Raw genomic sequence first — 15,662 nt, forward strand, 5'->3', positions numbered from 1 at the left:
TTTTCGATGTTAGGCAACAGCAAGGTGCTATTTCCTATGCTTTTATTATATGGAACTCACATTATTATATAAAATACTTATATTAAATATTATTTTATGCCTATAAGGCATCATTTTTGGTCTTAAACTATCCGGCAAATTTCTCCTGCAGTCTCTTTAAAAAAATATCTGCTGCCTTTGAAAAGACCTGATATTTTTTCCATACGATATACCAACGGGCTTCTAGCTTTGGCTTCAGGGGCCGGAAACAAAGCTCACTGTCTTCCGGGGTGCTGATAATCTTATCCAGGCACAGAGCACAGCCGATATTGTCTTTTACCAAAAGTGATGCGTTATAAAGGAGTGTGTAAGTGGCTACAAGGTTTAATTTTTCGTAGTCATCTTTGAGCCATTTTGAAAAAGCATGGCTGGTCATTCGCTGACTTGAGTTGATAAGAGGAATATTAGTTAAATCGCCGGCCTGAATGAAATCCTTCTTGGACAGAGGATGATCTTTACGCATGAGAAGCCCCCAAGTATCAGCGGCGGGCAGAGCAATTGAGTCATATTTTGCAATGTTAGGCGACTCGGCTAAAACACCAAAATCAATCAGGCCGTTGTCCAGCCGCTCCGTTACGCTATCTGCATTTCCGCTGAAAAAGTGAAAGTGTATATTGGGATGCTCATCACGGATGTGTTTGATTTCCTTAGACAGCAGGCCGATTACAGGGGTTTCGCCACTGCCGATGTGTATGTTGCCGCTGATGCGCTCTCCCGGCGCTGCAAGCTCCAATTCTGTCTTTTCTACCAAGTCTAATATTTCTTCTGCCCGTTTGCGGAGCAGCATTCCCTCTTCGGTTAATGTAATGGATCTATTCCCGCTGCTGCGTAAAAACAGCTTTACTCCCAAATCTGCTTCCAATTCCATGAGCTGACGCGAAAGCGTTGGCTGTGTCACATGAAGGGTTTTCGCAGCATTTGAGATATTTTCCTCTCTGGCAACCGATAGAAAATAACGTAACACTCTTATATTCATGAGTTTTTCCTTCCTTTTATATATGATTTAGTTTTGTATAATTTATCACAAAGAATAATGCCTTTCAAGCATAATTAAATATTAAATATAAGTATTTTATATGCTTTTGACTAAGGAATATAATTAAATAAGATACTATTTGATAAACTAGAGGATTTTTTATTGTTAACTTAAAGTAAACATTATAATAGGAGGTTAAGAACATGTTAGGAAATTTTAGTTATTCAAACCCAACAAAATTGTATTTTGGCGAAAATTCATTGGACTATTTAAATGAGGAGCTTCCAAAGTATGGAAAGAACGTTATGCTTGCCTATGGGGGAGGCTCCATTAAAAAAAATGGCATTTATGACCAGGTCATAGAAATTTTGAGAGCAAATGGCAAGAATGTGTTTGAAGATCCGGGCGTAATGCCAAACCCTACAGTAGAAAAACTGTATGAAGGATGCAAAATTGCAAGGTCAAATGACGTGAATCTGATTCTTGCTGTAGGAGGAGGTTCTACAGCAGATTATGCAAAAGCCGTTTCTGTTTCCGCATATTGCGAAGAGGACCCATGGGAGAAATACTATCTCCGCATGGAGGATGTAGACAATCAGATAATCCCGGTGGGGGTGGTTCTTACTATGGTAGGAACCGGTTCGGAAATGAACGGAGGAGCAGTTATCACCAATCCGGAATCTAAATTAAAAATTGGACATGTCTTTGGAGAAAATGTTTTCCCTAAATTTGCAATACTAAATCCAAAGTTTACCTATACACTTCCCAAGTATCAGATGACTGCAGGTTTCTTTGATATTATGAGCCATATTTTGGAACAGTATTTTTCGGGCGGGGACGATAATACTTCTGACTATATTATGGAAGGATTGCTACAATCATTGATTCACAGCACAAGGATTGCAGTAAGTAATCCCAATGATTATGAGGCGCGGAGCAACATCATGTGGACTGCAACCTGGGCATTGAATACACTGGTGGCAAAAGGGAAATCTACAGACTGGATGGTGCATATGATTGGGCAGGCTGTGGGAGCGTATACCGATGCCACCCACGGGATGACACTATCAGCCGTATCCCTGCCATATTACCGTTACATTATGCAGGATGGATTACAGAAATTCAGAAGATTTGCGATGAATGTGTGGAAGGTGAATCCGGAAGGAAAGACGGTGAGAGAGGTGGCTGAGGAAGGTCTGGATAGAATGAAAGACTATATGAAGGAAATTGGTGTTGCCATGAATCTGTCAGAACTTGGAGTGACCCAGGAGATGATTCCGGGTATTGCAAAAGCCACGTTTATCCTGAACGGTGGGTATAAAGTGCTTACAGAGCAGGATGTTAAGGCTATTTTAAAACAGAGTATGTAAATGGAATGACAGGCTGGTCCCTGTCAGAATATATAATGGAGAATTAAAATTAGACTTTGGAGGAATTCAGTCTATTCTTACGGAGCTTGCACTTAAAGAGATATAGACGGGAGAGATTCAGGGGAGTTTAGTCCCCGAATCCTTCCCCAAAATCTATGATTTGTGTAGATACTTTCCTCTGAAATGCTTCATCATGCTCGACAAACAGCATTGTCGGTTCATATTCCATAAGCAAGTCTTCTATTTGCATACGTGAGAGGACATCAATAAAATTCAGTGGTTCATCCCAGATAAATAAATGTGCCGGTTCGCATAAGCTTTTTGCAAGAAGAACCTTTTTCTTCTGTCCTTCACTGAAATGTTCCATGTTTTTCTCAAACTGAATTCTATCAAAACCTAGTTTTCTTAATAGTGCCTTGAAAATGCTTTCATCCAACTGGTTTGACCGCGCAAACTCGGTAAGCCCCCCTCTGAGCCAGGAGGTATCCTGGGAAATATAGGATATTTTTATCCCAGAGCCTAGTTGGAAACTGCCGGTATAGGAAATGGGTTCCCCCAGAATTAATTTAATCAGACTGGTCTTTCCGCAGCCGTTTTTTCCTTTCAGGCAGGTACGGCTTCCCCGGCGTATTGAAAAACTGATATTATGGCACACATCCGTATCCCCATAGGAAATACTGACGTTCTCCATAGACAGCAGTACATCTGTATGGTAGGCAAGGGGATTCAGCTTCAAATCATCGGCCGTATCTATATTTTTCAGCAATTTTTCTTTCTCTGAAATAGCATTCTGCTGCCGGTTTTGTATGGACTTAGAGCGTTTCATCATCTTGGCTGCCTGATGGCCGATGTATCCTCTGTCAGGACGCAGTCCGCCAACTCTGGTTCCTGTTTTCGTTTTTTCAATTTTCTCTGACCATCTGCTGCTTTGTCTGGCTGAGTCTTCCAAACGGCGGATATCCTGCATGAGCCGGGCATTTTGTTCCAGTTCCAGTCTATCCTGCGCCTCTTTGTTTGCATACCAGGATGAAAAGTTTCCTTTTTGTACTTCAATATTAGTTTTATTTATGGAAAGTACATGGTTAATACAGCGGTCTAAAAAAACGCGGTCATGGGAAACCAGTATAAATCCTTTCTTGGAATTCAAATACTGGGCAACTTTTTCCCGGGCCTGGCTATCCAGATGGTTGGTGGGTTCATCGATGAGCAAAAATGCATTCTCTTTTAGGAACAGTGCTGCCAGTAAAACCTTCGTGCGTTCTCCGTTGCTGAGGGTAGAAAAAGGCCGGTAGAGAATTTCCGGGTCTGCATCCAGCAGGTTTAATTCTCTGAATATCTGCCAGCTTTCTGCTGATGGATTTATAGATTCCACAATGGATAAAGTCATATCATCCATATTTTCAACAATATAAGGAAAATAATCAAAGTCAACACTGGCTGAGATGGTTCCGCTGTAATCATATTTTCCAAGCAGAAGATTTAAAAATGTGGTCTTACCGCGCCCGTTCCTTCCGATAAAACCTAATTTCCAGTCAGTATCGATCTGGAAAGATACATTTTCAAATATATTATCGTAACTACTGTCATAAGCAAAGGTTAAATTTGATACTTGAATTCTTGACATAAGACATACCTCCAATTTTGTTTAGAATATAAAAGAAGCTGCAGAAAAGTCAATTCCTGCAGCTTCTTGATTCTATACCCTGATATAAAATGATTCCGAAAGCATTTATGCTGGAGCAAAGATGAAACATATCTTATTGAACGTTAGTTGTTCAACAGACATAAAATTTTTACTGCCAGCATTAGGATTTTACTTGCTTGTAAGGGTAAAATCACTGCTTTCAAATACGGATGGTATGTCAAAGAAGAAAATGAATGAACTTTCCTGCTGATGCATAACAAAAAGAGACAAATTTCTTTGCCGGCTTGTTTTGGTATGCATTTACGAATAAAATTAGCAAGAAAACATCTTCATTTTTTCATCTCCTGTCTTTGTAAACTATTGCCATCGTAGCAGACACATAAGGAAAAGTCAACCCCAGCAGATATTTTATTCTCTTAGAGAGTTGACTATTTTGTAAGTGTATGATAAACTCTAAATCAACAAGATATTGTTAAAAAAATAACAATTTAACCACTATTATTCAGAAAGAAGGAGGTAGCTATGAAAGCATTTGCAATGTTAGGGATTGGGAATACAGGTTGGATTGAAAAAGAGAGACCTGCTTGTGGACCTATGGATGCAATTTTGCGCCCTATAGCGCTGGCACCTTGTACATCTGATGTACATACTGTTTGGGAAGGTGCTGTAGGAGACCGGCACAACTTAATCTTAGGACACGAAGGTGTTGGTGAAGTTGTAGAGGTTGGTAATCTGGTGAAGGATTTTAAACCAGGTGATAAAGTGATTATGCCGGCGATTACTCCTGACTGGAATTCACTTGAGGCACAGGCAGGTTTTTCTATGCATTCCGGCGGCATGCTGGGAGGTTGGAAGTTTTCAAATGTAAAAGATGGTGTATTTGGCGAATTTATCCATGTAAATGACGCAGATGGCAATCTTGCACTGCTGCCCGAGGGACTGGCCCCGGAGACAGCTGCTATGTTAAGTGACATGGTACCTACCGGTCTGCACGGTTCAGAGCTGGCAAATGTACAATACGGTGATAAGGTTTGTGTCATCGGTATTGGCCCTGTAGGTTTGATGGGAGTACGCGGAGCAGTTCTGAGAGGCGCGGCAGATATCTATGCTGTTGGCTCCCGCCCCAATTGCATTGAAATTGCGAAAGAGTATGGTGCTACTGATATTATTAATTATAAGGATGGCAGCATTCTTGAACAGGTTATGGATAAGACCAATGGCAAGGGTGTGGACCGGGTGATTATTGCCGGCGGCGACTGTGATACCTTTGATGAGGCAATTAAAATGCTGAAACCAGGTGGTGTGATTGGTAATATCAACTATCTTGGTGAGGGCGAATTTGTTAAGATTCCACGTGCTGAATGGGGCGTTGGTATGGGCCACAAGACAATTGCCGGTGGTTTGATGCCAGGGGGAAGACTGCGTATGGAAAAATTGGCGGCTATGGTAATGGCAGGCCGTATTGATCCAAGCAGACTCATTACTCATCGGTTTGAAGGATTTGACAAAGTGGAAGAAGCATTAATGCTTATGAAGGATAAGCCGAGAGATTTAATTAAGCCAGTAGTTACAATTAATTGGTAGCAGGAAAGTCTGCTTCGTTGATGCTCTTTTTATAAACGAAAGAATTTAGTAAGAATAGGGATGCTGCAAAATAGATGAGAAATCTATTGGCAGCATCCCTGCTTTTCATTCCAAGATATTGATTTATAGCTGAAATGTCATAAAAATATTCAGGATCTTCTATTGATTTTACCGTAAAAGAAATGTAATCTATTATTAACAATAAAGAAGGTGAGGAATATTTATGAGTAAAATAACGGGAAAAACAAAAATGCTGGCTGTACTGGGGAGTCCTATTTCACACAGTAACTCACCTGCGATACATAATGCTGCCTTTGAAGCACTGGGACTGGATTGTGTGTATCTGGCATATGATGTGGCTCAGGATACACTGAAAGCTGCGATTGAAGGTATGAGAGCACTTGGTGCCCTGGGATTCAGTGTAACAATGCCAAATAAGCAGGTTGTTTCCGAATATCTGGATGAATTAAGCCGGGAAGCTGCTCTGTGCGGAGCGGTCAACTGCGTGTTGAATAAGGATGGAAAGCTGATTGGTTATAACACCGATGGTTTTGGTTTCATGGAAACTCTGCGTGAAAACCAGGTAGTGGTTGAAGGTGCTAAAATGACACTAATCGGAACTGGTGGAGCAAGCTCCTCGATCTGTACCCAGGCAGCTCTGGACGGGATGAAAGAAATTACTGTCTTTGGTATTAAGGATCCAACCTTTGAAAGCGGGTTAAAGCTGGCTGAGCGCATCAACAGTGAGACGAACTGTAAAGTAACAGTAACTGAACTTTCGGAAGAAGAAGCGCTGAGGCAGCATATTTTTGAAAGCTCAATTCTGGCAAATGCAACTCCGGTTGGAATGGGAAAGATGGTTGGGATGAGCCCGATCAAGGACGAAAGTGTTTTTCGTGCAGATCTGGCGGTTATGGATGTTATTTATAATCCGGAGAAATCCAAATTGCTGGAAACGGCCGAAGCACATGGTTGTAAGATTATGAACGGTAAGAATATGCTGATGTATCAGGGCGCGCGGAGTTTTGAAATCTGGACTGGAGAAAAGATGCCCCTTGATGTAGTAAAACCAATATTAGATTCACATTAAAAAATTGCCACTATACTAAGTGATTAGTATAGTGGCAATTCTTTTTTTGCATGCGGCGGGTGGCTGTGAGTCTGAAGGACGGTGTAAGCAAATCAATACTATGGGTGTGAAAGGCAAAGTGCTGCCGATAATACTCTCTCCCTTGTAGTACAAGGTTCATATAAATTTTATAAATATGACAGGAAATTAATAAAAAACATAAAAATTGCCATAATATAGTACTGCGCTATTTTATGGGAAAACAGACAAACTATCTATAAAAAATTTTGTTATGTCTGAATGATTTCTTAAATAAGGAGGAGCTTCAATTGCAGAGCTTGTTGGGAAGAATTAACTTTTATATAAATTCACCGCTTTTGCTGGTTATTTTCTTGATACTAATTGCATTGTTCTGTTTTGTTCTATTAATGCTGTATTACCGGTTTAACCACTTTTTGAAAAAAGTGCATTTTCCTGCTTGTTTCCCGGAAGAAGGAGATAAACCGGGTCCGAGCGAGTGGGAAAAGGAGATGCTTGATTTAGCGGAAAGCCACAGTGAGATCAGACTGAATGGACATAGTTTGGTTCTTAATGATTATAATCAGGCAGCCTATAAGAAACTGAATAAAATAGGAGACAGTATCTCTGCCGTATCCAACGATATCATTTCCCTGATTCCGGCAGCGCGCTGGTTCTTTGACAATTTCCAGATGCTGTACCGGGAAATTAAAAAAGTACGTACCTCGGGAACCAGCTATGCCGTATTACCGGTTCTGAAGGGAAAAGAATACCGTAACTTTCCCCGTATTTATATTGTGGCAAAAAGGATGGTGGCTCTTTCCGGCGGACACCTGAGTGAAGAAAATATTGATCTGATGCTGAAAGCTTATCAACAGAAGATATCGCTTACAGACAAGGAAATCTGGGCTTTGCCGGAAGTACTGGGCTTTTGCCTTCTTGAAGAAATCATTGTAATTGCAGATGAAATTCTTCACATAATTGATGTAAAGTCGAAAGCAGAAAAATTTCTTCAGGAAAAGCTGACAGATGAGCAGGGAGCAGCCGATATATCAGCACTGCTTTGCAAAATAGATGAGGACTTAAGGCGGAACTACTCGTTCCATGCCCATGTAATATATCTTCTGAAAAATATGTCTTTTGATGAGGCTGCCATTGAAAGATATCTGGGATATCATTTTGGTTCTATGAAAAGACAGGTGAAGTCCTCCGGCATAATCCAGGAGGAGGGAAAAATTGAATCATTTCTTGAGACAAATATCAGGACCTTAATTGTCAGCCTGAGGGATATCAATGAATTGGATGAGGAAAAATTCTTTGAAGAATATTCTTGTCTGGAGCAGATTTTATCACAGGACCCGGATGGTGTCTATTCAAAGATGGATGTGGAATCCAGGGGTATGTACCGTGGGGTCATTGTTAAATTATCGCTCCGCTATCGGCTGATGGAGGAAAAGATAGCGAAGGACTGCCTGGAGCTGGCAGTTCAGGGCAGGGAGGACCTGCATTGTTCTCATCATGTAGGAGCCTATCTTTTGGGTAAGGGTTATCCGATTCTGAAAGCAAAAGCATTAGGAAAACCGATTCCCAAAAGCATTAAAAAAAGAATGAACGTAAAGGGCCTCCTTTATTTCATTGCTCTTTTCCTTATTATTTCAGGGCTGAGTGCCTGCCTGTTCTATGCTTTCCAAATCCTGGGAGGGATGCAGAATACCAGCAGGCAGGTCATCACCCTTTTGGCAGCAATGCCGCTGTTGATAGGTATTTCTATAGAGATTACAAATTTTATATTTACCAAAAGAATTATGGTTAAGAAGATTCCTTCCCTGAACTATCTGGAAGAAATAGGCCCGGACGCAAGAACCTTTGTGGTCATGCCTGTTATTGTTTCCTCGAAGGAACAGGGCATGGAGTATATAGAACGTCTGCACAAGCATTATCTGGCAAACCGGCAGCCTAACCTTTACTTTGCGCTGCTCCTTGATTTTGAAGATTCCCCGGACGAGTTCATGGAGAAGGACAAAGTGATTGAAGACACTCTTGCTGCACGTATGAAGGAACTCAATGAGCTCCACCCGTCGGAGCACCAGCGTTTTTCCTTGTTCTTCCGCTGCCGGAAATGGAATGAAGCCGAGAACTGTTATATGGGATGGGAGCGTAAGAGAGGAAAGCTGGAAGAATTTAATAGTCTTTTAAATGGCACAAGAAAGGAAAATACCACCTTTTCTTCTATTTATTGCGACGAAAAACTTCTTACTACCTTCCGGTATGCGATTACACTGGATGCAGATACAAATCTGCTCCGTGACAACGCCTCAAAACTGGTGGGACTGATCGATCATCCTTTAAATAGGCCAATTCTGGATACTGCATGTCAGAAAGTAACGGAGGGTTATGTCATCATTCAGCCTTCGGTAAGAAATCATATTGTAGATAAGGACGGCAGCAGGTTTACGAAAATATTCGGAGGAGAATCCGGGCTTGCCCATTATGGAGCCGCAATATCAGACAGCTACCAGGATATTTTCGACGAAGGAATCTATATTGGGAAAGGCATCTATGATATTAAAACCTTTCACAAGGTGCTTCATAATAAAATACCTGAAAACCGGATTCTCAGCCATGACCTTTTTGAGAGCTGCTATGCACGGACGGCTTTTTCCAGCACAGCCAAGATTATGGATAATTTCCCAAACAGTGTTTTATCCTTTCTTAAAAGGGAACACCGGTGGCTGCGCGGGGACTGGCAGCTGCTGCCCTGGCTGTTTCTGAAGACCTCGGACGGAAGAAAGTTAGGTGCATTGTCAAAATGGAAAATCTTTGACAATATGAGAAGAAGCCTGGTGCCCCTGAGTAAGACTCTGTTTGTATTGCTGAATCTGGCATGGATGCCCAAAGCATATTATCTTTGGCTGCCCTTTATTTTCTTTAATGATATATTTACCCTGGTGATTTTGTTGTTTACAGTGATTACCCAGAAACTCGCCCGGCCGCAGCTGGCCTTTGTTTATAAAGGTTTCTTAAAGGAACTTGCTGCGAAGCTGGAAAGAGCATTCCTGGAGTTTGTCATCACGCCCTACCGTGCTTATATAGCATCCGATGCAATTGTCAGAACTATGTACCGGATATTTATCAGCAAAAAAAATCTGCTTCACTGGAATACGGCAGAAGCGGTAGATGCCTCTATTGTTAATACGAGAAAAGGGTATTTTCTTACCATGTGGAGTTCTCTTCTTCCGGCGGCTGTGCTTATTATCATTTTATTTATGGGATATCTGAACCCGGCAGGAATGGTTCTGACAGCAATCCTAATTGCCGTCTGGAGCCTCGCCTTTGAGATTGCATACCAGATTAGCCGGCCGGAGGAGAAGCTTCATTCGAGGGATAAAAAACAGGACAGTGAGCTGCTCCTGGATACTGCACGCAGAACCTGGCAGTTTTTTAAAGAACTGTCCACAAAGGAAAATAACTGGCTCTGTCCGGATAATTACCAGATTTCAGTGGTTGAAAAGATCAGCGATAAAACATCGCCCACCAATGTGGGACTTCAGTTTCTGGCAATTCTGTCAGCCAGGGATTTGGGGTTTGAAACTCTCAGCTCTACAGTTGAAGCCGTGGAAAACCTGATGGAAACGGTTCAAAAAATGCCGAAATGGAAAGGACATCTTTATAACTGGTATCATATTCAAACGCTGGAGGTGCTGGACCCTGCCTATATATCAACCGTAGACAGCGGTAATTTCCTGGGACATTTAGTCGCCTTAAAAAACGGACTTTTAGAACAGATTGACAAAGCGGTTTACCCCGATAAGTTTCTGTCTGAGCTTAGGATTGCGGTAGAAAACTGCAATGAGGAACTACAGATAAGAACAGGCAAGCCCGCCGCAGATGGGCTCAGGGAGGAATATCAACGGATAGGTGACCTGATAGAAGATCTTGCGGATATCTGGGAAAACTTAAACGAGAGGGATCTTAAACCGCCTGTAGATTACCCCTGGACCAGACAGTTAATGAATCACATTGACAGTATCGTCCATGAGGCTGCGGCTCTGGAACTGAAGGAAGAGAGCTTTTCTTCGTACCCTGCGCTCAGCCATACTGGGCTGGAGGTCAATAAATTTGCCAACAGCATGATTGACCGGATTAAAGCACTCAGTAATAAAATTGACAGTATTTTAGAAGAAGTTGATTTCCAATTTTTATTTAACGAAAACAGAATGCTGTTTCATATTGGATATCATGTATCCTCCCACACGCTGGATGACGGCTGTTATGACCTGATGGCATCGGAATCGGCACTTACAAGTCTTCTTGCCATAGCCTTGGGTGAAGTGCCGTTAAAACACTGGTACAAGCTGGGAAGACCTCTGACCGTTGTCAAGGGCATTCCGTGCTTCGTATCATGGAGCGGTACAATGTTTGAATATCTGATGCCAAATCTTGTATTTAAGGAATATGAAGGGTCCGTCTACGCGGAGACTTCCAGGGCAGCGGTACTCCAGCATATGAAGTATGCAAAGGAGGCAGAAATACCCTGGGGGATATCAGAATCTCAGTATTATCGTTTTGATTTAAACTCCAATTACCAGTACAAAGCCTTCGGTGTACCAAAGCTCAGGCTCCAGCCGGTCCGTAAGGATTCCCTGGTAGTTGCTCCTTATGCAACGATGCTGGCGCTGGATGTCGCAGAAGAGGAATGTATGCAAAATTTAAAAAAGCTGAAGGAATTAGGCGCTTTCGGAGTTTATGGTTTTTATGAGTCTGTTGATTTTAACGTGCCAAATTCTGTGGAACTAACACCTTATTGCATTGTAAAATCATACATGGCGCATCATCAGGGGATGAATCTGGCTGCCATTAATAATTATCTGAATGAGGGCATACTTCGGGAGAGGTTTCATGCGGAAATGATGATAAAAACATCAGAAGTCTTGCTGGAAGAGAAACGCGACTCCTACTTGGTTTCCATTGCCAAACAGGGATATACAATAAAAATCGGAAAGCCCCTTTTTAAGGAAAACATTTACAGTAACCGATATGTCAATCGTGCAGGCGTGAATCCGCCGGTTGTAAATTATCTGTCAAATGGCAAATATTCATTGATGATAACGACTGATGGGGATGGCCTCAGTAAATATAAGGACCGGATGCTTTACCGCTGGAAATCGGATATTTACGCAAATACAGGCAATTATATCTATATCAAAGATATAAAGCAAGGGAAGTTTTGGAGTACCACTTATCATCCTACAAGAAGGACACCCGAGGATTACCATGTAGTCTTCTACCCTCACCAGGCGGAATTTAAACGCAGGGACGGGGATATTTCAACACACATGATTGTCAGCCTGGATGCGGACCATAACTTTGAGATACGCAAGGTTATATTTACCAATCACGGGAATGAGGAGAAGCAGCTGGAAGTTACCAGCTATCTGGAAGTGGTAGATGATACCCATCTGGCAGAGTTAAGCCACCCTGCATTTAATAAGTTATTTCTGGAAAGTGAGTATCTGGAAGAGCAGGAAATCTTCCTTTCAAAAAGGCGGAGGAAAAGGGAGACTGATAATCCATATGTAATGCATATGGTAAAGACAGGAGCGAAGCTGTGTAAAAAATTAGAATACGAAAATGATCGAAAACGCTTTATCGGAAGAAATAATACCTTGGAAAATCCGGATTCTGTAGTTAACAGTATTTCTTTTTTCAATAATTCAGGTTTTTGTAATGATCCTATTATGAGTCTGCGGGCACAGCTGTGCATAGAAGCAGGTGAAACTGCCTGCATTTCTTTCATTACCGGAGTGTGCAGCAGTAAAGAGGAAGCAATAAAAATCGCGGCGGAATTGGATGTAAGTTACCGTATTGATGATGTTCTGGAGAAATTCAGGCTCCAAACAAACCTGGAGTTAAAGTATCTGGAGATTACCAGAACCCAGCTGAATGCATTTCAGGATTTAATCAGCCCGGTCTTTTATCCTGCGGGCATTTACCGTGGGCCGGATGAAAATATAAGACGGAACTTTATGAATCAGAGTTTCTTATGGAAGTTTGGCATATCCGGCGATAATCCCATATTACTTTTAATGGTACGGTCCATAAGAGAGGAAAGAATTGTGAAGGATGTATTAAAGGCTTACGAATATCTGAGAATCAACCGTGTTATGGTGGATCTGGTTATCCTGATTGATTCAAAACATGGTTATCTTCAGGCTGTGGATGAATTAATCAGGGATATGACAAGCTCTCTTCGGATTTATGATTCCGGCAGAGAAAAACCCAGCTTTTTTACACTGCACACGTATGAGATGAAACCGGCAGAGATTGACTTGCTGTATACGGTGGCTCGGGTTGTATTTTCAGAGAAGACTGGGATTTATTTTACCAATAGAAAAGAAAATCTGCATGAGTTACTCGAGGAATATTAAGTTTTAAGGAGGAAGAGGCTTTGGACACAGCATATGCACCAACAACACAGGAGAAGGAAACGGAAGATTATGAGTTTTTTAATGGCTTCGGGGCATTTACCTGTGAGGGCAGGGAATATGAAATTTTGCTGGAGGGCGATAACAGACCGCCTGCACCCTGGATTAATGTTGTCTCAAACAAGAGTTTTGGATTCCAGATATCGGAGTCGGGCGGGGGCTTTACCTGGAGTACAAACAGCAGAGAAAATAAGCTTACGCCCTGGTCCAACGACCCGGTAAGTGACAGCGCTTCCGAGGCAATCTATATTATGGATGAAATAACCGGTGAGGTAATGACTCCCATGTCTCTGGGAAGGTCTGACAGGGGCATTTACCGGGTAAGACATGGCTTTGGATATAGCAGGTTCCTTCATGAGGAAGCACTCATTGACCAGGAGCTGACGGTTTTTACCCCTTTGGATGAGTCATTGAAGCTATGGAGCCTTAAGCTGACGAATCGTTCCGATAAAGTGAAATATTTAAGTCTGACCTATTATGTGGAATGGGTTATAGGCACCCAAAGGGAGCACACCAATCCCTATATTCTGACCACCTATGACAATGAGCATGAATGTTTATATGCCAAGAACATTTATACTATGAATTTTCAAAACAACTATTCCTACCTGTTTTCCAGTGAAACAATTGCCGGTTATACCGGCGACAGACAGGAGTTTTTGGGGAGGAGGGGCAGCATCAGGGAACCCCGGGGAGCGGAAGTCAAGCTGTCCTGCAATACGGGGGTATGCTATGATCCTTGCGGAGCAATTCAGGTATCCATAGCGATACAGCCCCAGGAGAGTAAGACGGTATTATTTGGGCTGGGGCAGAGCAGCAGTTTTGGCGAAATATACAAAATGAAAGACAAGTACAGGGAGGCAGCCGCCGCTGATAAGGAGCTTGACCGGGTGAGAGCCTATTGGGACGGATTATTAGGGACAGTGCAGGTAAAAACGAAGGACAGGACAGTGGATATCCTGGTTAACGGCTGGCTGCTCTATCAGACGGTGTCCTGCCGTATTCAGGCGAGGGCAGGCTTTTATCAATGCGGAGGAGCTTATGGGTACCGTGACCAGCTTCAGGATGCCCTTTCCCTTCTCTTTACAGATTCAAGTTTTCTGCGCAGGCAAATTTTAATTGCCTGCAGCAGGCAGTTTGAGGAAGGGGATGTCCAGCATTGGTGGCATCCTCCAATGGGGACCGGGGTAAGAACGAGAATAACCGATGACTTACTATGGCTGCCTTATTGCACCGCTGCCTATATCCGAAGCACCGGAGATGCCACAATTTTAAAAGAAACGGTACCTTACATTAAGGGTCCAATGCTTAAGGAAGAACAGCAGGAGGCTATGTTTATCCCTGAGATATCTCAGTGTTCCGATAATGTTTATAATCATTGTAAAAAAGCTATCGACCGGACCTGTTTCGGAGAACATGGACTTCCCCTTATGGGTGGAGGGGACTGGAATGACGGTATGAATGAGGTGGGAATGCTGGGGAAGGGAGAGAGTGTCTGGCTAGCCTGGTTTTTGTATACCGTATTGGGTGACTTCATTCCTTTGTGCAATCAGGAAGACGATGGGGCCTACGGCAGGGAACTGGAGGAGAAACGGGAAGCGCTGCTTCAAAACATTGAAGAACACGCCTGGGATGGAGAGTGGTATCTCCGTGCCTTTTACGATGACGGCACAAAGCTCGGTTCAAATGAAAACGATGAGTGCAGAATAGATTCCATCAGCCAGTCCTGGAGCGTGATATCAAAGGGGGCAAAAGAGGAGAGGGCGAAAACAGCAATGCAGTCGGCATGGCGCTATCTGGTAAAGGAGGAGGAAGCCCTTTCCCTGCTTTTGGCGCCGCCCTTTAATAAGACAAACAAAAATCCAGGCTATATCAAAAATTATATCCCCGGCATACGGGAAAACGGAGGCCAGTATACCCATGCGGCGGCTTGGCTGGCCATTGCCGCATCCATGCAGCAGGACTATCAGATGGCTCAAACTCTGTTCACTATACTGAACCCTATTCACGTTACGCAAGACAGGAAAGATGTGCTCAGATACGAGAAAGAACCATATGTAATGACAGCGGATATATCCCTCAGCCCGCCCTATACCGGAAGAGGGGGCTGGAGCTGGTACACGGGTTCCGCAGGCTGGATGTATCAGGGGCTGTTAAGCTGGTTTCTGGGTATTCGGAAAGAGGGGAATGAGCTGATTATTGATCCGGCGACTCCTGCAAGTTTCGGAGAGTTCTCCATTGAATATAAGTACGGGGGGTCTCTCTACGAGATTAGCGTTGAAAGCAGAAGCAAGGGAAGGCTGACAACAGAAGCAGTTACTGTGGATGACAGGTTGATTCAGGGGAACAGAGTTTTGTTGGAGGATGACGGAAAAATTCATCGGATTATTGTATAGCGCCTCAGGATATATTGAAATTAAAAATAAAACAATAATACTCACCGGTTTGCAGAAATATGTTACAATAAAATAATTAT

The 15,662-nt window shown here is 42.7% G+C and carries 7 protein-coding genes; 5 read left to right on the plus strand and 2 right to left on the minus strand.

Annotation, left to right across the window (positions count from 1 at the left end):
• Positions 1–127 precede the first annotated feature (127 nt).
• Positions 128–1,015 carry a LysR family transcriptional regulator gene (locus tag A8805_RS04705; protein ID WP_109709044.1) on the minus strand — a complete coding sequence of 296 codons (888 nt, stop codon included), beginning with the start codon at positions 1,013–1,015 and terminating at the stop codon, positions 128–130.
• Between the two features lie 203 nt (positions 1,016–1,218).
• Here A8805_RS04705 and A8805_RS04710 point away from each other — a divergent pair, with 203 nt between their 5' ends.
• Positions 1,219–2,385, plus strand: coding sequence for an iron-containing alcohol dehydrogenase (locus A8805_RS04710; RefSeq protein WP_109709045.1), 1,167 nt, complete (start codon positions 1,219–1,221; stop codon positions 2,383–2,385).
• Between the two features lie 127 nt (positions 2,386–2,512).
• Here A8805_RS04710 and A8805_RS04715 read toward each other — a convergent pair whose 3' ends face one another.
• Positions 2,513–4,009 carry an Lsa family ABC-F type ribosomal protection protein gene (locus A8805_RS04715; protein ID WP_109709046.1) on the minus strand — a complete coding sequence of 499 codons (1,497 nt, stop codon included), beginning with the start codon at positions 4,007–4,009 and terminating at the stop codon, positions 2,513–2,515.
• A gap of 543 nt (positions 4,010–4,552) precedes the next feature.
• Here A8805_RS04715 and A8805_RS04720 point away from each other — a divergent pair.
• From A8805_RS04720 to A8805_RS04735, 4 genes are all read left to right on the plus strand, one after another.
• Positions 4,553–5,614, plus strand: coding sequence for an NAD(P)-dependent alcohol dehydrogenase (locus A8805_RS04720; protein ID WP_109709047.1), 1,062 nt, complete (start codon positions 4,553–4,555; stop codon positions 5,612–5,614).
• Between the two features lie 223 nt (positions 5,615–5,837).
• Complete coding sequence (locus A8805_RS04725) at positions 5,838–6,704, plus strand: shikimate dehydrogenase (protein WP_109709048.1); 867 nt, start codon at positions 5,838–5,840, stop codon at positions 6,702–6,704.
• Between the two features lie 308 nt (positions 6,705–7,012).
• Entirely contained in the window at positions 7,013–13,129 is a 6,117-nt protein-coding gene (locus tag A8805_RS04730; RefSeq protein ID WP_109709049.1) for a glucoamylase family protein, read from the plus strand.
• Positions 13,130–13,149: 20 nt separating this feature from the next.
• Positions 13,150–15,582: a GH36-type glycosyl hydrolase domain-containing protein gene (locus A8805_RS04735; RefSeq protein ID WP_109709050.1), complete on the plus strand. Its 2,433-nt coding sequence runs from the start codon at positions 13,150–13,152 to the stop codon at positions 15,580–15,582.
• Positions 15,583–15,662: the final 80 nt, after the last annotated feature.

Source organism: Faecalicatena contorta, from assembly GCF_003149105.1.
GTDB lineage: Bacteria > Bacillota > Clostridia > Lachnospirales > Lachnospiraceae > Muricomes > Muricomes contortus_C.

Excerpts from the sequence above, each read along its gene's own strand:
- A8805_RS04705 (WP_109709044.1), bottom strand. The coding sequence starts at position 1,015 with ATGAATATAAGAGTGTTACGTTATTTTCTATCGGTTGCCAGAGAGGAA.
- A8805_RS04710 (WP_109709045.1), top strand. The coding sequence starts at position 1,219 with ATGTTAGGAAATTTTAGTTATTCAAACCCAACAAAATTGTATTTTGGC.
- A8805_RS04715 (WP_109709046.1), bottom strand. The coding sequence starts at position 4,009 with ATGTCAAGAATTCAAGTATCAAATTTAACCTTTGCTTATGACAGTAGT.
- A8805_RS04720 (WP_109709047.1), top strand. The coding sequence starts at position 4,553 with ATGAAAGCATTTGCAATGTTAGGGATTGGGAATACAGGTTGGATTGAA.
- A8805_RS04725 (WP_109709048.1), top strand. The coding sequence starts at position 5,838 with ATGAGTAAAATAACGGGAAAAACAAAAATGCTGGCTGTACTGGGGAGT.